This window comes from Streptomyces sp. NPDC020742 (assembly GCF_040641675.1).
Lineage (GTDB): Bacteria > Actinomycetota > Actinomycetes > Streptomycetales > Streptomycetaceae > Streptomyces.
The window spans coordinates 68593-89878 of record NZ_JBFAEA010000012.1 but is presented as its reverse complement, the minus strand read 5'-3'; the positions used below and the strand labels follow the sequence as shown (position 1 = coordinate 89878).

The 21286-nt window shown below is 73.3% G+C and carries 19 protein-coding genes; 9 read left to right on the top strand and 10 right to left on the bottom strand.

Annotation, left to right across the window (positions count from 1 at the left end; all coding sequences use genetic code 11):
* Position 1 precedes the first annotated feature (1 nt).
* From AB0G84_RS21305 to AB0G84_RS21295, 3 genes are all read left to right on the top strand, one after another.
* Positions 2 to 1405 (top strand): ABC transporter permease subunit, encoded by a 1404-nt coding sequence (locus tag AB0G84_RS21305; RefSeq protein ID WP_361322795.1) that lies wholly within the window; start codon positions 2 to 4, stop codon positions 1403 to 1405.
* Positions 1402 to 2283 (top strand): carbohydrate ABC transporter permease, encoded by an 882-nt coding sequence (locus AB0G84_RS21300; protein ID WP_361322792.1) that lies wholly within the window; start codon positions 1402 to 1404, stop codon positions 2281 to 2283. Before AB0G84_RS21305 ends, AB0G84_RS21300 begins: the two co-directional genes overlap by 4 nt.
* 169 nt (positions 2284 to 2452) lie before the next feature.
* Positions 2453 to 4723, top strand: coding sequence for an FUSC family protein (locus tag AB0G84_RS21295; protein WP_361322789.1), 2271 nt, complete (start codon positions 2453 to 2455; stop codon positions 4721 to 4723).
* Positions 4724 to 4826: 103 nt separating this feature from the next.
* On the opposite strand, the gene AB0G84_RS21290 is transcribed toward AB0G84_RS21295, so the two are convergent.
* The gene (locus AB0G84_RS21290; protein ID WP_361322786.1) at positions 4827 to 5735 is read right to left on the bottom strand and encodes a PhzF family phenazine biosynthesis isomerase; all 909 of its coding nucleotides are present in this window, start codon (positions 5733 to 5735) and stop codon (positions 4827 to 4829) included.
* 85 nt (positions 5736 to 5820) lie between these two features.
* Between AB0G84_RS21290 and AB0G84_RS21285 the strand changes: the two genes are divergently transcribed.
* Both AB0G84_RS21285 and AB0G84_RS21280 read left to right on the top strand, forming a co-directional pair.
* Entirely contained in the window at positions 5821 to 6729 is a 909-nt protein-coding gene (locus tag AB0G84_RS21285; RefSeq protein ID WP_361322783.1) for a LysR family transcriptional regulator, read from the top strand.
* 429 nt (positions 6730 to 7158) lie between these two features.
* On the top strand, positions 7159 to 7890 hold the full coding sequence (locus AB0G84_RS21280) for a CAP domain-containing protein (protein WP_361322780.1): 732 nt from the start codon (positions 7159 to 7161) through the stop codon (positions 7888 to 7890).
* Between the two features lie 24 nt (positions 7891 to 7914).
* On the opposite strand, the gene AB0G84_RS21275 is transcribed toward AB0G84_RS21280, so the two are convergent.
* From AB0G84_RS21275 to AB0G84_RS21265, 3 genes are read right to left on the bottom strand one after another with little or no spacing between them, the layout of a single operon-like run.
* Entirely contained in the window at positions 7915 to 9129 is a 1215-nt protein-coding gene (locus tag AB0G84_RS21275) for a cytochrome P450 (RefSeq protein WP_361322777.1), read from the bottom strand.
* Positions 9130 to 9172: 43 nt separating this feature from the next.
* Positions 9173 to 10540: an FAD-dependent oxidoreductase gene (locus AB0G84_RS21270; RefSeq protein ID WP_361322774.1), complete on the bottom strand. Its 1368-nt coding sequence runs from the start codon at positions 10538 to 10540 to the stop codon at positions 9173 to 9175.
* Entirely contained in the window at positions 10530 to 10739 is a 210-nt protein-coding gene (locus AB0G84_RS21265; RefSeq protein WP_361323143.1) for a ferredoxin, read from the bottom strand. The genes AB0G84_RS21270 and AB0G84_RS21265 overlap by 11 nt, the downstream gene beginning before the upstream one ends.
* A 303-nt stretch (positions 10740 to 11042) precedes the next feature.
* Here AB0G84_RS21265 and AB0G84_RS21260 point away from each other — a divergent pair, with 303 nt between their 5' ends.
* Positions 11043 to 11966, top strand: a complete 924-nt coding sequence (locus AB0G84_RS21260) for a ferredoxin (protein ID WP_361322771.1) — start codon at positions 11043 to 11045, stop codon at positions 11964 to 11966.
* 49 nt (positions 11967 to 12015) lie between these two features.
* Here AB0G84_RS21260 and AB0G84_RS21255 read toward each other — a convergent pair whose 3' ends face one another.
* Positions 12016 to 13869: an FAD-dependent monooxygenase gene (locus AB0G84_RS21255; protein WP_361322768.1), complete on the bottom strand. Its 1854-nt coding sequence runs from the start codon at positions 13867 to 13869 to the stop codon at positions 12016 to 12018.
* A 116-nt stretch (positions 13870 to 13985) separates the two neighbouring features.
* Here AB0G84_RS21255 and AB0G84_RS21250 point away from each other — a divergent pair, with 116 nt between their 5' ends.
* Positions 13986 to 14723 (top strand): TetR/AcrR family transcriptional regulator C-terminal domain-containing protein, encoded by a 738-nt coding sequence (locus AB0G84_RS21250; RefSeq protein WP_361322765.1) that lies wholly within the window; start codon positions 13986 to 13988, stop codon positions 14721 to 14723.
* A 101-nt stretch (positions 14724 to 14824) separates the two neighbouring features.
* On the opposite strand, the gene AB0G84_RS21245 is transcribed toward AB0G84_RS21250, so the two are convergent.
* The 3 genes from AB0G84_RS21245 to AB0G84_RS21235 all read right to left on the bottom strand — a co-directional run bounded on the left by AB0G84_RS21245 (position 14825) and on the right by AB0G84_RS21235 (position 17663).
* Positions 14825 to 16057 (bottom strand): FAD-dependent oxidoreductase, encoded by a 1233-nt coding sequence (locus AB0G84_RS21245; protein WP_361322762.1) that lies wholly within the window; start codon positions 16055 to 16057, stop codon positions 14825 to 14827.
* 213 nt (positions 16058 to 16270) lie between these two features.
* Positions 16271 to 16846, bottom strand: a complete 576-nt coding sequence (locus tag AB0G84_RS21240; protein WP_361322760.1) for a hypothetical protein — start codon at positions 16844 to 16846, stop codon at positions 16271 to 16273.
* A 190-nt stretch (positions 16847 to 17036) separates the two neighbouring features.
* Complete coding sequence (locus AB0G84_RS21235; RefSeq protein WP_361322757.1) at positions 17037 to 17663, bottom strand: alpha-ketoglutarate-dependent dioxygenase AlkB; 627 nt, start codon at positions 17661 to 17663, stop codon at positions 17037 to 17039.
* A 99-nt stretch (positions 17664 to 17762) separates the two neighbouring features.
* Here AB0G84_RS21235 and AB0G84_RS21230 point away from each other — a divergent pair, with 99 nt between their 5' ends.
* On the top strand, positions 17763 to 18410 hold the full coding sequence (locus tag AB0G84_RS21230; RefSeq protein ID WP_361322754.1) for a CatB-related O-acetyltransferase: 648 nt from the start codon (positions 17763 to 17765) through the stop codon (positions 18408 to 18410).
* Between the two features lie 108 nt (positions 18411 to 18518).
* Here the strand turns inward: AB0G84_RS21230 and AB0G84_RS21225 are convergent, their stop codons facing one another.
* Complete coding sequence (locus AB0G84_RS21225; protein ID WP_361322751.1) at positions 18519 to 18956, bottom strand: DUF4345 domain-containing protein; 438 nt, start codon at positions 18954 to 18956, stop codon at positions 18519 to 18521.
* Between the two features lie 91 nt (positions 18957 to 19047).
* On the opposite strand from AB0G84_RS21225, the gene AB0G84_RS21220 reads away from it, so the two are divergent.
* Complete coding sequence (locus AB0G84_RS21220) at positions 19048 to 19761, top strand: helix-turn-helix domain-containing protein (RefSeq protein WP_361322748.1); 714 nt, start codon at positions 19048 to 19050, stop codon at positions 19759 to 19761.
* Here the strand turns inward: AB0G84_RS21220 and AB0G84_RS21215 are convergent.
* Positions 19746 to 21143 (bottom strand): tetratricopeptide repeat protein, encoded by a 1398-nt coding sequence (locus AB0G84_RS21215; protein ID WP_361322745.1) that lies wholly within the window; start codon positions 21141 to 21143, stop codon positions 19746 to 19748. The two genes, AB0G84_RS21220 and AB0G84_RS21215, sit on opposite strands and share 16 nt — an antisense overlap.
* Positions 21144 to 21286 lie beyond the last annotated feature (143 nt).

Sequence of the window (21286 nt, the reverse complement as noted above, 5' to 3'; positions counted from 1 at the left end):
GATGCCTGTCACCACGTCTGCGGCGCCGCCCGCCACCCCGCGCGGCGGCTCGCCCCTCCCCCCGGGCGGCGCGCCCGGACGGCCCGACGCCCCCGCGCGCCGCGCCGTCCGGCGCCGCCGGCGGATCGCCGCGCTGTTCCTGTTCCCCGCGCTGTTGCTGCTGGGTGCGCTGATCGCCTACCCCATCGTGTTCTCGGTGGTCCGCAGCCTCTACGACGCCTCGGGCGACACCTTCGTCGGCGCCGCCAACTACACCGAGATGTTCCAGGACCCGGCCACGCTCCGGGCCATCCGCAACAGCGCGGTCTGGGTGGTCTTCGCGCCCGCGCTGCTGACCGGCCTCGGGCTGGTGCTGGCGGTGCTGACCGAGAAGATCCGCTGGCGGACGGCGTTCAAGTTGCTGATGTTCATGCCGATGGCGATCTCCTTCCTCGCCGCCGGCATCATCTTCCGGCTGGCCTACGAACAGGACCCGCAGCGCGGTGTGCTGAACGCGGTCACCGTCGGCGTCCACGACACCTTCCACGGTGAGTCCGTCTCCTTCCCGACCGCCAAGCCGCGGCTGGGTGACCGGCAGCTGACCCGGCAGCCGGACGGCGGCTACCGCACCGCGCGGCGCACCGGCCCCGGGCACACCGTCCACCTCGGCCTGGTCGGGGTGGCGCCCAAGGACATGCCGCGCACCGCCCGGCCCGCCGCCGGAGCCGCCGCGGCCCCGGCCGGCCACGGCGAGCTGCGGGGCGTGGTCTACCTCGACTTCACCCCCGGCGGGGGCGGCCGCCCCGGCGTCGTCGACCGCGGCGAACGCGGGCTGCCGAAGCTGTCGGTGGAGGCGGTCGACGCGCACGGCAGGGTGGCGGCCACGGCCAGCACCGCCGCCGACGGCTCCTACCGGCTGACCGGCCTGGCGCCGGGGTCGTACGCCCTCCGGCTGCCGGCGAAGGACTTCGCCCCGCCGTACGCCGGCATCTCCTGGCTCGGCCCCACCCTGATCACCCCCGCCATCATCGGCGCCTACATGTGGATCTGGACGGGCTTCGCGCTGGTCCTCATCGGCGCCGGGCTCTCCTCGATGCCGCGGGACGTGCTGGAGGCCGCCCGGATGGACGGCGCGAACGAGTGGCAGGTCTTCCGGCGGATCACCGTGCCGCTGCTCGGGCCCGTGCTGGGCGTGGTGTTCGTGACGATGGTGATCAATGTGATGAAGGTCTTCGACCTCGTCTACATCATCGCCCCGGGCCCGGTGCAGCAGGACGCCAATGTGCTGGCCCTGCAGATGTGGCTGGTCTCCTTCGGCGGCGGCAACAACCAGGGACTCGGCAGCGCCCTCGGCGTCCTGCTGCTGCTCCTGGTGGTGCCGGCCATGGCCCTCAACATCCGACGCTTCCGCAGGAGCCAGACATGACCACCGCCCAGGGAACCGCCGCGCCGCGCAGGCGGCCGGGGGCGCGCCCGGCCAAGCGGCTGAGCCGCGCCGTGATCCAGCTGTTCCTGCTCGTCATCGGCCTGGTCTGGCTCACCCCGGCGGCCGGCCTCTTCCTCTCCTCGCTGCGGACGGAGGAGGCCAACGCCAGCAGCGGCTGGTGGACCGCGCTGAGTGCGCCGGGCCGGCTGTCGCTCGACAACTACGCCGCGCTGCTGAAGGATTCCGGCATCGTCCAGGCGTTCTGGAACACCGTGCTGATCTCGGTGCCCACCACGATCGCGGTGGTGGCGATCGCCGCACTGGCCGGATACGCCTTCGCCTGGATGGACTTCCCCGGCCGGGACTGGGTCTTCCTGGTGGTGGTCGCCATGCTGGTGGTGCCGGTGCAGATCGGGCTGCTGCCGGTGGCCAAGCTGTTCGGCGCGCTCGGCCTGTTCGGCTCCATCCCGGGCGTGATCCTCTTCCACACCGCCTACGGCCTGCCGTTCGCCATCTTCCTGCTGCGCAACTACTTCGCGGAGATCCCGAAGGAGATGCTGGAGGCCGCCCGGATGGACGGCGGCGGGGAGTGGCGGATCTTCTCCCAGCTGGTGCTGCCGCTGGGCCGTCCGGCCATCGCCAGCCTGGCCATCTTCCAGTTCCTGTGGGTCTGGAACGACATGCTGGTGGCGCTGCTGTTCGCGGACAACGAGTCGCAGCCCCTGACGGTCGCCCTGCAGTCGCAGATGCGGCAGTTCGGCAGCAACATCGGGGTGCTGGCGCCCGGGGCGTTCCTGTCTCTGATCGTGCCGCTGATCGTGTTCTTCGCGTTCCAGAAGCACTTCGTCCAGGGGATCATGGCCGGCTCGGTCAAGTAGCCCGTTCCGTACGGCGGATGAGCACGCCTGGTCCCGCTGCGCGCCGCGGCGGGACCCGGCGTGCTCGCCGCATTCGGCAGAGCGGGGACACCGGCCGCCGCCCCGCAACCACCCCCATGAAATGCTGAGACACCCCTGCTCAGGGCGAGAATCGGGAGTGTAGGGCAGCGTGAAGTCAGCGATACGACGGGCAGTGACCGGCGCGTGGGACCGCTTCGCGGCATCCGACCCCGGGCTGTTGCGGCTGATGGCGGGGTTGCGGACGGTGGGGGCCATTCTGCTGACCCTCGGTGCCCTGGCGCTGCTGGGGACCGACGTCACCCTGTTGGTGGCCGGCGCCATGGCAGCGATGGTCTCGACCTTCGCGATCCAGGAGAAGCAGGTGCGCGGCCAGGCGATCACGCTGGCGCTCGGCCTGCCGGTGGCGCTCGCCGCGATGTCGTTGGGCGCGCTGCTGCACCACAGCGTGCTCGCCGGTGACCTGTTCTTCCTCGCGCTGATCTTCGGCGCCGTGTACTCCCGGCGCTTCGGCGACCGGGGCACCGCGCTCGGACTGATCGGCTTTCAGGTCTACTTCATCTCGCTGTTCGTCCAGGCCGGCGTGGCCGCCCTGCCCGAGCTGTGGCTGACCCTGACCATCGCCATGGCCTGCAGCGCCGTCGTACGGTTCACCGTCGTCCCGGAGACACCGCAGCGCACCCTCGGCCGGCTGCGTGCCGCGTTCCGGGCCCGTCTGGCACAGCTGGTGGAAACCCACCTCACGCTGCTCGACGCGGAACCCGGGCAGCTGGACGACGTCCTGGACGATCTCCGCCGGCACACCTCCCGGCTGCACGAGACGGCCCTGATGATCCAGGGCCGCCTGGAGGACGGCACCCGCGACGCGGCCACGGCCGGGCTGCTGCAGCGCCGGACCGCGGACGCCGAGATCGCCGCCGAGCGGCTGGGCATGCTGCTGCTCAACGCCCGTAGCGCCGAACGCACCGACACCCTCACCCTCCATCTGCCCGACGCTCCGGTGTCGGCCACCGCGAGCGTGCTGCAGAGCGGCGGCGATGTGCACCTCCAGCTGCGCCGGGACCTTGAGGCGCTGCGCCTGCTGGTCGCCCGCCGGGCGCCGGACGACCGCGGTACAGCGCTGGCGCACCTGCGCAACCGGCTGCTCGCCTACCGCGACGAGGACAAGCTGCCGCCGGCGTCCCCGGCCGTGCAGGACGCCTTCCGCGGTATCGGTGAGACCGCGCGCGGCGTGCTGGGCCTGCGGCTCGCGCTGGACGGTCCGCAGGACGAGTCGGACGACTCCCCCGCCACCACCCGCTCCCGCGAGGAGTTCGACGCCGAGGAGATCGCGATCGTCGGGGCCAGCGAGGAGGTGGCGCAGGAGGCGCCCGAGGACGAGCGCACCGGCCTGCAACGGCCCACCACCCGCGCCGCCTTCCAGGTCGCGGTGGGCTCGGCGCTGGCCATCGTCGGCGGGGAGTTCCTGTCCAGCCAGCGCTGGTACTGGGCGGTGCTGACCTGCTGGGTGGTCTTCCTCAACACGGCCTCGACCGGCGAGATCCTGGTGAAGGGCTACCGCCGGCTGCTGGGCACGGTCCTGGGGGTGGTCGCCGGTGTGGCGCTGGCCGGGCTGGTCGGCCAGCACACCTGGACCGCGTTCGCCCTCGTGCTGCTCTGTGTCTTCGGGATGTTCTTCACCGCGCCGCTGTCGTACGCGCTGATGTCGTTCTTCACCACGGCGATGCTCGGCCTGCTCTACACCGTCCTGAGCACCTACAGCCTGTCCGTGCTGGTGCTGCGCATCGAGGAGACGGCGCTGGGGGCCGCCTGCGGCATCATCGCCGCGATGCTGGTGCTGCCGGTGCCCACCGACAGCCGTACGGACGAGCAGCTGGCCACGGTCCTGGTCCGGCTGCGGGAGATCGTGACCGCGGCGGTGGAGCAGCTCAGCGGCGGCCCGGCCGTCGACCTGCTGAGCCAGGCGCGCGACCTGGACACCGCGCTGGACGAGCTGCGCGCCTCCACCGGTCCGCTGACGCACCCGATCACCCCGCTGCGGGTCCGGCGGCAGACCGCCCGCTATCTGGTGGCGCTGCTGGAGACCTGCGCCTACCACGCCCGTTCGCTGGCGGCCACGGCCGAACTCGTGCCGTACAGCCGGACCGTCGCGGCCGATCCGCGGCTCGCGCACGCCGGCCGGCGGATCGCCCGCAACCTCGACCTGATCGCGGCGCGGGTGCAGGACGAGCCGGTGACGGGCGAGGTCGAGGCGGGGGCGAGCATCGCCGCGATGCTGGAGGCGAGCGACTCCCCGGCGCTGCGCTCGGGCAGCGTCACCTTCCGGGTGCTGCGGCATCTCCAGCGGCTGGACGAGTACGTGGTGGGTATCGCCCGGCCGCTGGAGGTGCCGGTGGCCGGCCCGGCGAGCCCGAAGGGCTGAGGCCGCCCGTACGGCCCGGGTCGGCCGGCCCGCTCGCTCGCCTACCGCAGGTGCCGGTCACCGGGCCGGGCCCGATCCCCAAACGAGCCGGTCACCGGGCGGGTCACCGCGTCGGCGCCGGGAGGGGGACGGCCGCGCCGGACACCCGTACCCGCGCCTCGTCGGGGCGGACGTCGACGAAGAGGTCGCTGGGGCGGCCCATGTCCTCGCCCTGCCGGATGTGCACCTGCACCGGTTCGGTGACCAGGCCCAGGGCGCGCAGATAGCCGCCGAAGGCCGCGGCGGCGGCGCCGGTCGCCGGGTCCTCCACGACGCCGCCGACCGGGAAGGGGTCGCGGGCGTGCACATCGAGGCGGCCGGGGTCCGGGCGGTGCACGAGGTGGACGGTGGTCCAGCCGTACTCCCGCATGACGGCGTGCAGGGCGTCGAAGTCGTAGTCGAGGGCGGTCAGTTGCGCCCTGCTGCGGACGGCCAGCACGAGATGGTCGTTGCCGGCGAAGGCGATGTGCGGCGGCAGGCCCGGGTCGAGGTCGTCCGGGCTCCAGCCCAGGGCCCGCAGGACGGGGGCGAGGTGGGTGTCCGCGGCCGGGCGGGAGTGCGCCGGCACGCTGGTGAGGGTGGCGCGAACGGGCCCGCCGTCGGCGGTGGTCCCCACCCGGATCTCACCGGCCGGCGTGTCGAAGACCAGCTCACCGGTTCCGGTCCGGGAGGCGAGGGCGACGGCCGTGGCGATCGTGGCGTGTCCGCAGAAGGCGACCTCGGCGCGGGGGCTGAAGTACCGCAGCCGGTAGCGGCGGGCGGCGGGGTCGAGTGCCGTGACGAAGGCGGTCTCGGAGTAGCCGACCCGGGCCGCGACGGCCAGCATCTGCTCGTCGTCCAGGCCCTCGGCGTCCAGGACGACACCGGCGGGGTTGCCGCCGGCGGGGTCGGTGGTGAAGGCGGCGTAGCGCAGCACCTCGACGGCGTCGGCATCGGTGGTGGCGGGGTGGGTGACGGGCTCGTGGGTGGTCATGCCGGCAAGCCTGGCACCAGCAGGACAATCGCGTCCAACGATGGTTCTCGTTCGCCCCTATCGAGAATGCCGATAGCCTGCCGGGATGGACACCCGGCTCCTCCAGACGTTCGTCACCCTCGTCCGGGCGGGCAGCTTCACCGCCGCCGCCCGGTCGCTGCACCTCGCGCAGTCCACGGTCACCGTCCAGATCCGCACGCTGGAGCGGGAGTTGGGGACGCCGCTGTTCGACCGGCTGCCGTCGGGGACGGTGCCCACCCGCGCCGGACTGCGGCTGCTGGAGGACGCCGAGGCGGTGCTCGACGCGGTCGCCCGGCTGCGGGCCAGGGCGTCAACCGGGCAGGGCGACGCGGCCGACGGGGCGGCGATCGAGGGGGAGGTGGCGGTGGCCGCGGGCGATTCGTTGTGCTCGGCGCGGCTGCCCGGGGTGATCGCCGCGTTGCGGCGCGACCACCCGGGGCTGGACGTCCATCTGCAGGCGGCCGCCACCGCGCCGGCGGTGGACGGGTTGCGCTCCGGGCGGCTCGACCTCGCACTGCTGCTGGAGCCGGAGGTCACCGACCGGGACCTACTGGCCCGGAGGATCGCGAGCGAACCGCTGGTGTACGTGGCGGCGGCCGACCACCGCCTCGCCGGGCGGACGGCCGACTGGGCGGAGCTGGCGCGGGAGAGCTTCTTCGTGCACGAGGAGGGCTGTTCCTACAGTGACCGACTGGTCGGCGTGCTCGAGGGCATGCCGGGGGTCCGTCCCCGGATCACCCGGTTCGGCAGCATCGATGCGACCCGGTCGTGCGTGGCGGCGGGTCTGGGGCTGACCCTGCTGCCCCGCGTCACGGTCGCCGGCCAGCTCGCCGAGGGCCGGCTCGCCGAGGTGGCCGGCCCCGCAGCCGAGCCGGTGCCGGTGCAGCTGGTGCGGCACCGGCGGCGGTGGGTATCGCCGGCCGCGCGGGCCGTGGCGGAGGAGCTGGCGCGGGCGTTCACGACGGCGTCCTGAAGAGCACCGCACCCCCGGCGGGGCGTCCCCTGTGACATCCGCCATAGCCCGGGCCCTCGCCAACTAAGCCGCATAGTAGATGCCACCTCGGCGACATAAGGGATTTGTCCTCCTTGGCAGCGTCATAGCCGGCACGGCGCGTCCGGTTCCACGGTCCGTCCGGAATTTCTGTCCGCGTATTCCACATCCAAGGCTTCCTGACGGAGCGACAGGAATTCCACGGAGATCGCCTGCACGGGCAGCACGCCACCCCTCTCATGACAAGAGCCGGGAATGCCTACTAAGCCGCTTAGTATTGTGCGTTCTTGCCCTGCCTCACCAGCGGTCCCAAGAATGGCGACCCCACGGCATCTCCGCAGTTCACGGGCGGGTTTTCGGTACGAGCCCGGCCGTGCAGGAGTGCTGCGCACATACCGAGTGAGGTCACGGATGACGAAGCACCGCAGGACCAGGCATTACCGAAAGATAACCGTCGCCGCATTGGCCGTCGGCGCCGTGGCCATTCCCTCCGCCGCCATGGCATGTCTGAACGGACCTGGCTCCGAGGGCAGGCCTTCCTACGCCGAGGGAAACAGCGGCCACTGGCAGAACGCCGACTGGAAGAAAGCCCACTGGCAGCACGCCCACGGTCATGGGAAGCACGGTCATGGGAAGCACGGCCACTGGCAGCACGCCTCGGCAGCGCCCCGGCCGCAGGCGAGCGGGCAGCCGGCCGGCGGCGGCGCGCAGCCGGCGAAGACCCCCGCCGCGTCCCCCAGCGCCTCGACCACCGCCGCGCCCGCGTCCAAGACCGCGGCCCGCATCCTGGAGCTGGTCAACAGCGAGCGCAGCAAGGCCGGATGCTCACCGCTGACCCTCAACGCCAAGCTCTCCAAGGCCGCCCAGGACCACAGCAAGGACATGGCGGCGCACCGGAACATGTCCCACACCGGCTCCGACGGCTCCTCGCCCGGCGACCGGATCACCCGGGCCGGCTACAAGTGGAGCGCGTACGGCGAGAACGTCGCGTACGGCTACGGCACGGCGGAGAGCGTGATGAAGGGCTGGATGTCCAGCCCCGGCCACAAGCGCAACATCCTCGACTGCTCGTTCAAGGAGCTGGGCGTCGGCCTGGCGCAGCCCGGCGACTACTGGACGCAGGACTTCGGCACGGCCGGCTGACGACATCGCGGCCGTGCGCCGCGCTCAGGCCCCCGCCCGGTCGTGGGTGATCAGCAGGTGCCGCGGGCCCCGCAGAACCGGACTGCGGCGGTACGGCGGCGGATCCTCGACCAGGCGGGGCCCGTCGAGGTGCCGGATCAGCTCGGTCAGGGCGATCTGGGCCTCCAGGCGCGCCATCGGGGCGCCGAAGCAGCTGTGGATGCCGCTGCCGAACCCGAGGTGCTGGATGTCCTGCCGGCCCGGGTCGAAGTGGTCGGGGTCGGTGAACCGCCGCGGGTCGCGGTTGGCCGCGGCCAGCACGAGGATGAGCGGGGCGCCCTTGGGGACGGTGACGCCGGCGACCTCGATGTCGGCGAGCGGGGTGCGCTGCGGCAGCAGTTGGACGGGCGGCTCGTAGCGGAGCAACTCCTCGACCGCCCGCGGCATCAGCGCGGGGTCCTGCCGCAGCCGCTCCAGCTGGCTGGGGTAGCGCAGCAGGGTCAGGACACCGTTGGTGATCAGGTTGACGGTCGTCTCATGGCCGGCGATCAGCAGCAGGACCGAGGTCGCCATGATCTCCAGCTGGGTGAGCTGCCCGCCGGAGCCGTCGCCACCGACGAAGGCGGAGAGCATGTCGTCGGAGGGCTCGGTCCGGCGCCGCTCGGCGAGTCCGCCCAGATAGAGGCCCATCGCCTTACGGGCCTCCGCGGCGGCGCGTTCGCGGTCCGCGGGATCCTCGCCGGGGGTGGGGTCGAAGCCGGCGACGATGGCGTTGGACCACTCGCGGAACTGCGGCTCGTCCTCGGTCGGGACGCCCAACAGCCGGCAGATCACGGCGACCGGCAGCGGATAGGCGAAGTCGTCGACGATGTCGATCCGGTCCTTGTCGCGGAGGCCGGCAATGAGGTCCGCCACGATCCGGGACATCTCGCCCTGCAGGGCGTCGACCCGGCCCGGGGTGTGCGGCGGCCCGAACGAGCGCATGGCCAGGCCGCGAAGGCGGTGGTGCTCGGGGTCGTCGAGACCGATGAAGGACGGCGGCAGACCGCCGCCGGGTTCCTCCGGCGGGATGCGGTTGCGGCGGTCCGAGCTGACCCTGGGGTCGTGCAGCAGCGCCTCGACCTCGTGGTAGGTCCCGACCAGGTAGCTGCCGTCCTCCTGGCGCGCCACCCCCGCCTCGCGGAGCTCGGCGTAGAGGGGGTAGGGGTCGGGGCGGCTGGCGTAGTCGGTGATCCGGTGGAACAGGGTGTCCGCGGGCACGATCGTTCTCCTCATCGCTCGGCGTCGCCGGAGGGGGGCGGGTTCACCGGGGCGGCTGCACGACGGTCAGGCGGCGGTCCGGCAGGTGCCCGGTGAGGGCGACGGTCGGACCGTGCGAGAGCACCCGCGGGTCCGGTACGTCGGAGGGGACGGGGTCCTGCGACTCGGCCTGGTCGGCGGCTCCGGGCCCGGGCGGGAACGGCGCCGCGGTCTCGATCAGGTGCTGGTAGTACTCCAGCGAACGGGCCTGGTTGACGCTGACCGCCGCGGTGACGCGCCCACGGTAGCCGTAGACGGCGACCAGGCGGGCGTCCTGGAGCGAGCCCTGGGCGATCACCACCTGGTCGGAGAAGGTGGGTACGCCGACGGACTTGATGTTGAGGCCGAACTGGCTGGACCAGAAGGACGGCACGGCCAGGTGCGGGCGCCTGCGGGGCCCCGGGTGGACCATGTTGTGCGCCGCGACCTCGGCCTGGGCGACCGCATTGCCCCAGTGCTCCAGCGACAGCAGCTGGTACTCGAAGAGCGGGTGGGGGAACCGGGCCACATCGCCGGCCGCGAAGACGTCGTCGGTGACGATCCCGTACATGTCGAAGGCGCGGCACCCCGCGTCGCAGGTCACGCCCCGCGGGCCGGCGGCGAGGCCGGACTCGGCCAGCCACTCGGTGTTGCGGATCGCCCCCAGCGCCACCACGGCGATGTCCGCCTCGATCCGCGAGCCGTCGGAGAACCGGGCGCCGGTGAGCCGTCCCTTGTCGCCCTCCAGCGAGGTGACCGTCACCCCACAGCGCAGATCGACGCCATGGGCCTGCTGGAGCTTCGCGGCCAGCGCGCCGAGCGTCCCGCCGAGCGCGCCGACCAGCGGCGCCGGCCCGCGCTCAGCGACCGTGACCTCGAGACCGCGCTCCCGGCAGGCCGAGGCGATCTCCGATCCGGTGAATCCGGCGCCGATGACCAGCACCCGGCGGGGCCCGGCGTCGAGCTGCTCGGCGAGGCGCCCCGCCTCGTCGGCGGTGCGCAGGGCGAACACCCCGTCCAGGGCGGCCTCTTCGGGGTGGGGCCAGGGCCGGGCGCGGGTGCCGGTGGTGATCAGCAGCCGGTCGTAGGGCACCTCCGCGCCGTCGGCGAGCAGCACCCGCTTGCCGGCCGGATCGAGCCCGGTGGCGCGCACGCCGAGCCGCCACTGCGCGTTCAGCGGCCGGCGCTGCGGCAGCCCGGTGTGCTCCGCGGACACCTTCCCGAGCAGCACCTGCTTCGACAGCGGCGGCCGGTCGTACGGCGGGCGCGGCTCCTCCCCGATCAGGGTCAGCGAGCCGGTGAAGCCCTCCGCACGCAGCGTCTCGGCGGCCCGCAGTCCCGCGAGCGAGGCGCCGACGACGACGATCCGGCCGTCCCGCACTTCACCACCCACCGGGTCCCGCCTCCTCCCCCACGAGAATGGCCTGTACGGGGCAGGCCGCCGCGGCGCGGCGGACCCGTTCGTGCTGCTCCTCCGGAACGACGGGGGTGTACAACAGGGCCTCCTCGCCGTGCATGGTGAACACCTGGGGCGCGAGGAAGGCGCACTGCGCATACCCCTGGCAGCGGTTGAGGTCGACGACCACATTCATCCCGGACACCACTCCTCCCACCGCCACACCCATCGCCTCTGTCCTCTCCGTCTTACTACCGGCGGCGGGGCCCGGCAGGCGGTGCTGACCCGTTGGAGGGTTGACGCACGGTGACCGGCGGGAGCCGCATAATGGAGCAATCCCGGACCAATCCTCACTCCCACCCGGACAGCGAGAGAGCAGGTACGCACAGGAAACAAGATCTGACACCCCTTCCGCTTACGGCGGCCACCAGCGAACCTCGTAGTCACGGACCGGAAATCCGGTACCGGACACGGAAGAAGCGGAGAGAAGGAGCCCCTCGTGCCTCAGGCGCACACCCCCCACCCCGGTCTGGCCTCCGGGACCGGTTCACCCGGCTGGTCGGTGGACGACCGCTGCACCAACTGCGATGTCGCCCGGCAGCTCGCGCCGGAGCTGATCGATGAGCACGACGGACGCTCCCGGGTCCTGCGGCAGCCGCGCGACACGGCCGAGGAACGGCAGTTGCACGCCGTCGCCTTCGCCTGCCCCACTCGTTCCGTCCGGCCCGCGACGGGGCGGCTGGACCCGGCGTGGGACCCGTTCCCGCTCCCCCTGGACGACGACCACCGGGTCCGGTTCTGCGGGCACAACTCCCCGCACAACGCGGGCGCCAATGCGTACCTGGTGCGGCGCTCCGACGGCACCCAGATGATGGTCGACACCCCGCGCTGGAGCGCCGCGCTGGCCGCGCGGTACGAGCGGTTCGGCCGGATCACCGATGTGCTGCTCACCCACCGCGACCATGCCGCGCACGGACGCCAGTACGCCGATCACCTCGGGGCCCGGCTGTGGATCCACGAGGGCGATCTCGACGCGGCTCCGGATGCCGACCGGGTACTGCGCGGCACCGAGCCCATCGAGATCGCCGACGGGATGGTGGCCCATCCCCTGCCGGGTCACACCGAGGGGAGCGTGCTCTACGTCGCCGATGAACAGTTCTGCTTCAGCGGGGACAGCTTCTACTGGTCACGGGGGCGGGGCGACCTGGAGGTGGCGGAGAGCGTCACCTGGTACTCCATCGAGGCACTGGCCGCCTCGCTGGCCCGGACCGCCGGCCGGCTGCGTTTCGAGTGGCTGCTGCCCGGCCACGGCGACCGCAAGCAGCTTCCCGCCGCCGAAATGGTCCGGCGGTTGCGGGAGTTGACGGACCGGGTCGCCGAACTCCGGCCGCAGCCGGTCGACTTCACCGCGGTGCGCTGGTGACCCCCACCGCCCCTTGACCCACGCCGCCCCGGCGCCCCTGCATCCCGCATCAGGCCACCCGCGTCGCCCCCGTCCGGCCTCCGCGCTCCCCCTGGTCCTCACGGGCGAGTATCCGGAGCAGGGCCCGCACCAGGTCGCCGGACGGGTCATCGGACGGGGCAGACGGCTCGGGCAGATGGCCGGACGGGTCATCGGACGGGGCGGACGGCTCGGTCAGATGGCCGGACGGGTCATCGGACGGGGCGGACGGCTCGGTCAGATGGCTGGTCGAGGCGTCGGACGGATCGGACGGGCCGCCTGACGGCGCGGCCGACCGCCAGCCGATGAACTGGTCGGGGCGCACCAGCAGCGCACCGCCCCCGTCCGGGCCGGTGAACTGCGGCCAGCGACCGTCCGGGTCGGTCACCTCGGCGCCCGGTCCGATCCGGTACGCGGGCAGTTCCAGCCCCAGCCGCTCCCCCGCCTCCCGGGCCGCCCGCACCCACCGGTCACCGCCGGCGCCGGCGCCGGTCAGCAGGGTGAACCGGGACCCCACCAGGTCGAGCGTGGAGAGCCGGTGGCCGTCACGTTCCACCCACAGGTGCGGGAGCCGGGACCCGGGCGCTCCGTCCAGGGCGACGGTGAGGTCCTCAGGGGAGGGCAGCTCGGGCTGCGGGTCGATCACCGCGGCGGAGTCGTAGCGGTACCCCATGTGCACGAGCGGCGCGTTGAGGACGCCGGCCGCGGCGCGCGCCTCGGCCAGCCGTGGACTCAGGTCCCAGTGCAGCCGGGGGTCGGCGAGCCGCCGCAGTGACTGCTCCAGGGCGAGCGCCCCCACCGGGCGCCGTTCGGCGGTATAGCTGTCGAGCAGACCAGTCCCGGCCTGGCCGCTGAGCACGGCGGCCAGTTTCCAGGCCAGGTTGTGGGCGTCGGCGATGCCGGTGTTCAGGCCGAAGGCGCCCAGCGGAGGGTTGGTGTGCGCGGCGTCGCCCATCAGGAAGACCCGGCCGTCCCGAAAGCGGTCGGCGAGCAGCCCCCGGGGCCGCCACGGCAGGGTGCTGACCACCTCGACGTCGAGGTCGGGGGCGCCGATCGCGGTGCGGATCAGGGCGCGGCAGCGTGCCGGGGTGAAGTCGTCGGCCGACTCACCGCCGTCCGGGTCATAGCTGGTGTGGAAGATCCACTCCTGGTCCCCGTCGATGGTCAGCAGGATGCCGGGGGCATCGGGGTGGGTGATGTCGCAGATGACGAAGGACTGGCCCCGGGTGTACGGCGTGAGGTCGGCGCGGAAGAGCATGTTGATCATCGGCGTACCGAGGTTTCCGGGCCCCGAGGCGCCGATGCCCAGGGCGTCCCGCACCCCGCTGCGGACGCCGTCGGCGGCCAGCAGGTAGTCCGCCCGGACGGTGTGCGGGCCGTCGGGGCCGTCGAGGAGCGCGGTGACGCCTTCGGTGTCCTGCTCGAAGGAGACCAACCGGGTCGCGTGGCGGACGGTGGCGCCGCGGTCGCGCGCCGCGGACAGCAGTACGGCGTCCAGCCGGTTCTGCGGGCAGGTGCCGCGCAGGGTGCCCGGGCTGGTCCGGTCGGTCCGTTGGCGCCCCGGCCGCGCGTGGGCCGGCGTGGCGCGCGCCAGCGCGGGCAGGTCGGCCTCGGCCAGGGTCGTCACGGAGATCTTGCCGAGGCCGCCGGCGGACATGTCGATGGCCACCGCGTCGACCGCTTCGGCGATACCGGTCTCGCGCAGGAACTCCACGGTCCGCGGCCCGAGGCCGGTGGCCCGCGGGTGGCGGGACGGACCGTCCTGGCGCTCCACCGCCAGGCACTCGACCCCGTGGTGAGCCAGGAACAGCGCGGCGGACAGGCCGACCGTGCCGCCGCCGGCGATCAGTACGGGTATGCGCTGCTCGGACTGGGTCTTCGGCATGGACAACTTCCCCCTCTTGGCTAGCCATCACGGCTGTGGCTACACCGTATCCATTACGGAAACACCGTAGCCATCAAGATAGGCTGAGGGCAACAGCCGCGATGAGGAGGACCGCGATGACCGACCCGGCCCAGCAGCCGTCCCCACCTCTGGTGTGGCAGAAGGACCGGCCCACCCCGCGCCGCCAGGCGCCGAGCGTGGAGCGGATCGTCCAGCGCGCCCTCGCCATCGCCGACGCGGAGGGGCTGCCCGCGCTGTCGATGCGCCGGATCGCCACCGACCTCCGCTCCGGCACGGCTTCGCTCTACCGGTATGTGACGAGCCGGGACGAGCTGCTGGACCTGATGGTCGACGCGGCGCAGGGCGAGACCGACCCCCCGGCACTCACCGGCGACTGGCGCACCGATCTCACCGGCATCGCTGCGGACGCCCGCGCCACCCTGCTGCGCCACCCCTGGCTCGGCTCCGAGCTGACCGGGCGGCCCGCCCTCGGCGCGAACTCCCTGCGCCGGTACGATCTCGCGCTGGCCGCCGCCAGCTCGCTCACCGCGGACATCACCTTCGCCTCCCATGCCGTCGATGCGGTCACGGCGTACGTCTTCGGCACCGTCGCCCAGGAGCTGGCCGAACTCCGGGCACAGCAACGGACCGGCCTGACCGAGGACGAGTGGCGGGCCGGCGTCGGCCCGTACATCCGCCAGGTCATCGACAGCGGCGACTATCCGCAGTTCGCCCGCCGGGTACGGGACGCCGAGGACCTCACGCCGGAGGAACAGTTCGCGTTCGGCCTGGCCTGTGTTCTCGACGGGATCGCGGCCCGGGCGCCCGGCACGGCCCGCTCCGATCCGGCCTGAGCCGACCTGAGCCAGACTGAGCCGACCTGAGCCAGACTGATCCAGCCTGGTCCGGAAGGCGCGTCCCGGCTCGGCCGGCGCTGAGCACCCGGGGCGGCCGCTCAGCGCAGCGCGGCGGCCGGGGGGCGTTCGCGCACCGCGCCGTAGGCGAAGAAGTAGGCGGGCAGCCGGTTCAGCCAGCGCGAGGTGGTGAGCAGCTCGGCCGCCCGTTTGGCCCGCGCCGGGTCGCCGAAGGGCGGGTCCCCGTCCAACACCGGCCCGATCACCCGCCGGTGGGCGAAGCGCTGCAGGGCCTGGGTGAGCGCCGCGGTCGGCCACCGGCGGCGCTGGACCCCGCGGACGTCCCGCAGGCCCACCGCGCCCGTGCGCAGCGGCTCGACGAGGTACCGGGCGGCGGCCACCGCGTCCTCGACCGCGAGGTTGATGCCGATGCCGAAGACCGGCGACATCGCATGGGCCGCGTCGCCGATGCACAGCAGTCCCGGGCGGTGCCACCGACTCAGCCGGTCGAGCCGGACGTCCAGCAGCTTGACCTCGTCCCAGGACCGCAGGGCCGGCATCCGGTCGGCCAGCCAGGGGGCGGCCGTGGTGAAGTTGGCCATGAACGGCGCGAGTCCGGCGGCGCGGCGCTCGGCGTCGGTCCCCTTGGGGATCAGGGCGGCGCACTGCCAGTAGTCCCCCCGGTCGATCATGGCGGCGAGCAGCCGGTCGCCCACCCCGCCCACCAGGCCGTGCGGGTCGTCATCGCGCCGCGGCAGCCGGAACCACCAGGCGTCCATCGGGCAGGCGAAGCGGCGCAGCCCCAGTTCGGGCAGCGACCGCGCCAGGGAGCCCCGGCCGTCACAGGCCACCGTGAGGGTGGCCCGCAGCTCGCCGGTGCGGCCGTCCGCGGTGCGGTAGCGCACCCCGGCGACCCGGCCGCGCTCCATCAGGAACGACGTCGCCTCGGTGCTCATCCGTACGGAGCAGGACGGCTCCCGGCGGGCCTCGTCCGCCAAGAGGTCCAGGAGGTCCCACTGCGGCACCATCGCGATGTAGTTGAACGGGCCCCGCAGGGCGCCGATGTCGCCGACGGTGACCAGTGAGCGGCCGGGCCCCAGGGGCAGCCGAACCGTCGTCACCCGCCGCTGCGGCAGCCCGGCGAACCGCTCGGACAGCCCGAGGTCGTCCAGCAGCGCGAGGGTGGAGGGGTGCACGGTGTCCCCGCGGAAGTCGCGGAGGAAGTCCCCGTGCTTCTCCAGGACCGTGACCTCGACGCCCGCCCTGGCCAGCAGCAGTGCGAGCACCATGCCGGCCGGACCGCCGCCCACCACACAGCAGGTGGTCCGCTCCATCGCCACCGCTCCTTCCGCACGCTCCCGGGTCCGCCGCGCGGGGAGGGCCCATGGCTCCACGGGCACCCCGTGGGCCCCGTGAGCACCGCACGGGCACTGCCACATATACCCGTAAATCCCCCGGCCGTCGCTGACCCGCGCCCGCCGCGCGGCCGGCTCCACGGCTCGGGGCGGGCCACACCGGTTCGCCCCGGGTGGCCCGCCCCTGTCGCGTCACCAGCTGTGCGCGACGTCCACTATCAGGGTGTGGCCGGACTGCTGGACACGGAACGGCAGCTTGGCGCGCACGCCCAGACCTATCTGGGTCTGACCCTCGAAACTCGCCCCGAACTTGGTGTCCTTGAAGGTCCGGTACCCGCCGATGTTCACGCCCGGCAGCGACTTGCCGGCCTTGCCCGGGTAGGTCTGCTTGCCCGTCGACGGGTCGTGGCTCGGCGCGGACACAAAGACCTGCAGGATGGCGCCGCCCTTGACCGGGATCCGCTCGCCGGAGCCGTCCTGGTGGAAGGCGTCGACGTACCCGACGTGGTAGCCGGCCTTGCCGTGCACGCCGCCGAGGTCGAAGACCATGCGGTCGAAGCACGCGCCCTTGCTGGTCGTGACGTTCTTCAGCGGGCCGGTGCCCGCGTCCGTCACCGACTTGGTGCCACTGCCCCAGTTCACCGCGCAGGCCTTGGCCGGTCCGGCTTGGCCCGGCGTGACCGTGGCGGCACCGGCCGCTCCGGCGGTGCCCAGCAGTCCGGCGCCCGTCAAGGCGACCACCGCGGCGGCTGCCCCCAGACGTCGCATGTCATACCCCCAAAGAAGAGTCTTGGTCAGATGCGTGCGGTAGGACGGGCAAAGCCGCCGGAGCGTTGTGCGCGGGGCGGAATTCGGCCGAGGCCCGGCCGAAGTTGTCGTGAAACCGGCGCCCGTTGGGCGCCGTGCGCCGGTGAACCGCTCCCCCGCCCGGCGACCGCGCCCCGCAGCACGCCCGGCCTCAGTGCACGCCATGCGGCCGGAACTGGATGCTGATCCGGGGGCCCGCCGCCCGGCTGCTCTTGGGGATGGCGTGCTCCCAGGTCCGCTGGCAGGAGCCGCCCATCACGATCAGATCGCCGTGCCCCAGCGGCCTGCGGACGGCGCTTCCGCCGCGCCGCGGGCGCAGCAGCAGGTCGCGCGGCGCCCCCACGGACAGGATGGCGACCATGGTGTCCTCCCGCCTGCCGCGGCCGGTCCGGTCGCCGTGCCAGGCCACGCTGTCCCGGCCGTCGCGGTAGTAGCACAGGCCGGCCGTGGTGAACGGCTCGCCGAGCTCGGCGGCGTAGTACGCGGAGAGGGCGTCCCTCGCCTCGGCCAGTACGGGGTGCGGCAGCGCCTCCCCCGCGCCGTAGTGGGCGAGCAGCCGCGGGACGTCGACCACCCGCTCGTACATCTGCCGGCGCTCGGCCTGCCAGGGAACCTCGGTGGCCAGCCGTACGAACAGGCCGTCGGCGCCGGTCAGCCACCCCGGGAGCAGATCGATCCAGGCCCCGTCACCCAGCTGGGTCCTCCGCAGCCCCCGCAGCGGGCCGAGGCGGATCTCCTCGTTCTGGTCGAAGAGCGAGCCCTGGAGATGCATGCTCATGCAGACAGAGTAGCCCGATATTCGAATGGGTGTTCTGACGGCGCACGGGCCCGGGTATCCGGCTTCGCGCCCGAGGGACGCCAGGAAGCCGATGCCTCGATGCCCCTGACCCCCGCCGACCCCACCGTGCTGCACCCGGTCCCCGGACAGCCGCGGGTGGTGCTCCTCAAACCGCTGATCACCTCCCCGCTGATCGACGTCGGGGAGTTCACCTACTACGACGACCCGGACGACCCCACCGCTTTCGAGACCCGCAATGTGCTCTACCACTACGGACCGGAACGGCTGGTCATCGGCCGGTTCTGCGCACTGGGCACGGGGGTGCGGTTCCTGATGAACGGTGCCAATCACCGCATGGACGGCCCCTCCACCTTCCCCTTCCCGATCATGGGCGGTTCCTGGGCCGACCACGCGGACCTGATCACCGGGCTACCCGGGCGGGGGGACACCGTGGTCGGCCACGACGTCTGGTTCGGATACCGGTCCACGGTCATGCCGGGCGTCCGCATCGGCCATGGCGCGGTGATCGCCTCCGGCTCCGTGGTCGTCGACGACGTACCGGACTACGGCATCGTCGGCGGCAACCCGGCGCGGCTGATCCGCCGCCGCTTCAGCGACGCCGAGGTGGCGCGGCTGCTCGCCGTCGCCTGGTGGGACTGGCCCGCCGAGCACCTCACCGCGCACCTGCGGACGGTGATGTCCGGCAGCATCGACGCACTGGAGGCCGCGGCGCCGACCAGGCGCTGACCGGCGCCGCCGCGACCGCCGCCGACCCCGTCACCCCGGCCCGCCGCGTACGACCGGCGGCCGGACGCGGTCGCGGCCCCGTGCCGGCCCCGCGGGATCAGTGGCCGCTCAGCGGTCGCCGGCCGCGGGCGCCGGGGCCGGGCGGGCCTCCCCCGTCGCCCGCTCGGCCGCCGCCCGCTCGTCCGCGCCCGCCAGCCAGAAGTACAGCGGCGGCAGGCCGAGTTCGAGGACCGTCAGCACCACCTGGAACCACTGTGGCCGACCGTGGACGGCGAGCGACAGCAGTCGGCCGGCGCCGCCCAGCAGGAAGACGGCCGCCAGCCCCCGCACCGCCTTCGCCGGCACCGGCGACTGCCGTCCCGCCCACAGCCAGGCCAGCCCGTACCCGAGGAAGATGGCCCCGTAGTACCGCTCACGGCTGTCGACGGTCGCCCCGGCCGACCCCTCTCCGGGCACCGAGTCGATCCCGAGGGCGAAGTGGAAGACGCCGATCGCCACACAGGCCCATCCCATGGCCCACACCAGCCACTTGAGCAGTCTCGGCATGCCCGACCACCTTCGCCCAGTTAGTAGACACTCGTCTACTAATGAGCTTCGGTGGTGAGTAGACAACTGTCAAGCAAGTACGCTGTGCGGCGTGACCGCCCGCCGCAGGCTCAGCCCCGCCGAACGCCGCGGCCAGCTGCTCGACGTCGGGGCGCGGCTGTTCGCGGCGAAGCCGTACGACGACGTGCTCATGGAGGACGTCGCCGAACGGGCGGGCATCTCCCGCGCGCTGCTGTACCGCTACTTCCCGGGCAAGCGCGACCTGTTCGCCGCGGTCTACCGGCAGGCCGCGGACCAGTTGCTGGCCGCCACCCGCCTCGACCGGGACACCCCCCTCACCGAGCAGCTGGCCGCCGGACTCGACGCGCACATTGACTACTTCCTCGCCCACCGCAACACCGTGCTCGCCGCGAACCGGGTGCTCGCCGGGGACCCGGTGATCCAGGCCGTCATCACCGACGAGCTGGCGGTACTCCGCGCGCGCCTGCTGGACGCCACCCCGCTCGGCGATGGCCCCCGGGAGGCGGTCGCCGCCGCCCTGATGAGCTGGCTGGTCTTCGTGCGGACCCTGTGCGTCGACTGGCTGACCCACCGGGCGTTCTCCCGTACCGACCTGCGCGAGATGTGCATCGGCGCCCTGCTGGGCGCGCTCGGCCCGGTGGTGGACCTCGACGCGGGGGCAGCGACCGGCAGCCGGGGACACCGGCGCAAGGCGCCCCCGGGGACGCCTCCCGCACCGCGCACCACGGCGGAACCCGGCACCACGGCGGAACCCCCGGGACGGTCCGCTCAGGACGAGGCCTGAGCGGCCGCGCGCGCCCGGGCGGCGGCCGCCCGGTCCGGGGCACCGAGCTGGTCCTCCAGGCGGGCCTTGGCCGACCAGTTGTACGGGCAGATCGGCCGCAGCTGGATGCGCTCGCTCAGCAGCGTGCGGGCCAGGTCGCTGCGCCCGGCGCGGAGGGCCGCCTCGACCAGGGTCCGCTGGATCGCGTCGCGCTGGGCATGGCTGCCGCCGAAGGTGTGCAGCCGGTGGCGGACGGGCAGCAGCAGATCGGTGACCCGGGCGAAGTCCTGTTGCCCGTAGGCGATCAGGGCACGGCAGACCGGCAGGCCGATGTCGGCGGTCATGGCCCGATTGGACACCCCGGGCCCCTCGGCCGCCAGCCACTCCTCCCGGTCCCGCACCAGCCGCTGCGCCTCCTCGATCCGGCCGGCCCCCACGTAGGCCATCACCGCGTGGGCGTCGTTGAAGGCGTAGTACGGACCGACCTGGCGGCGCTCCCAGGCGTCCGCGAGCCGGGCCCATCGGGCGCTCTGGTCGTTCTGCGCGAGGTGCAGCCGCCACAACAGGGCGGCGGCGTCCAGGAGTTCCATCGCGATGTCGGCCGAGCCGTCGTGGTGCAGTGCGCTGTCGTAGACCTCCAGCACCCGGGCGGTGTCCCCGGTCTCCAGGGCGTAGAGGGCGTAGTGCCACCAGTTGTGGACGGTGAGCAGGGTGCCGGCGGACCAGTCGTCGGTACGGGCGTCGAGGAAGCGCAGGCCGTCGGCGAAGCGGCCCCGCATCTCGTAGGTGTGCACCACGCTGTGGATCCCCCAGACATCGCGCGGATGCCGGGCGAGGGCCGCGAGGCCGACCTGTTCGGCGTGCTCGTAGTGGCCGGACTCCTCCAGGCCGAAGGCGTACATGCCGAGCAGCGGCCCGTGGTGGGGATCGGACTCGTCCCAGGCGTCCAGCGCGCCGCCGACGCGGTCGCGCAGCCGCTGGGCATCGCCGGTGAGGAAGTCGCGCTGGTGACCGGCGAAGAGGGCCAGCGCATCGCGCGGGAAGGCGACGGAGAGCTCGCCGAGGAGGCGGCCGGCGCCGTGCATGTCGCCGTCGAGCCAGGTGGCCGCGGCGGCCAGGTGCATCCGCTCGCGGGACGTCAGCCGCCCGGTGTCCAGACCGGTCCGGAAGCCGGCCAAGGTGGCGCGCGCGACCTCGGCGTCCTTCTCCTCGGTGCCCAGGACGCCCAGGTAGGCGGCCAGGGCGTGGCCCATCGGGGACCGGGGCGCGGCGACGAGCACCGACTGTGCGGACGCCATGACCTGCGGGCGGAAGAAGAGCAGGTCGTCCAGGGCCCGTTCGTACTGGGCCACGGCCTCGGCGCCGGTGTCGGTCATCGGGTGTCCGTGCCGGTCAGCTGTCATGGGTACCTCCGGTGTGGCGAGCGGCGCGTGCGCGCACCCGCCATCGTTCCCAGCTGTGCGGCCGCTCATGGGACCGCTTCCGGCAACTGGCCGAACCACGGCCGCGGCACGCTGCCACCCGCGCCCGCCTCCCCGCGGGGTCC